Below are 424 nucleotides of genomic sequence, written 5' to 3'. Positions count from 1 at the left end.
TGGCGCGGTGCTGTCGATCGTGACTGCAATCCAGACCTTCGTTGCCCAGTGGACCCCCAGCGTGAAGGTTCGGGTGATCCTGGCCTCGGTCATACTGCTGGGCTGCGGTATGGTCGCGCTGAACGCCTCGGCAGATTTCATCGGCCAGTTCATCGGCCTGATCCTGGCGCTGCTGTTGGTGCTGGTGCCGTGGGCCTCGATCAACCTGATCGACTTCTACCTGATCAAGAAGGGCCAGTACGACATCGCCTCGATCTTCAGTGCCGACGGCGGCATCTATGGCCGTTTCAATCACCATGCAATCGTTGCCTATGCCTGCGGCATCCTGGTGCAGCTGCCGTTTGCCAATACCTCGCTGTATGTCGGGCCGTACTCCAACCTGGTCGAAGGCGCCGACCTGTCCTGGCTGTTCGGCTTGCTGGTG

The 424-nt window shown here is 60.6% G+C and carries 1 protein-coding gene; it reads left to right on the top strand.

Annotated elements, in window-relative coordinates; all coding sequences use genetic code 11:
• Window positions 1-424: cytosine permease (locus tag GYA94_RS26085; protein ID WP_174824211.1), on the top strand; the 424-nt coding region annotated here is incomplete at both ends.

It is taken from the genome of Pseudomonas juntendi (assembly GCF_009932375.1).
In the GTDB taxonomy this organism is placed as follows: Bacteria; Pseudomonadota; Gammaproteobacteria; order Pseudomonadales; family Pseudomonadaceae; genus Aquipseudomonas; species Aquipseudomonas juntendi.
The sequence above is the reverse complement of the archived record's forward strand: the minus strand, read 5'-3'. Positions and strand labels throughout refer to the sequence as shown.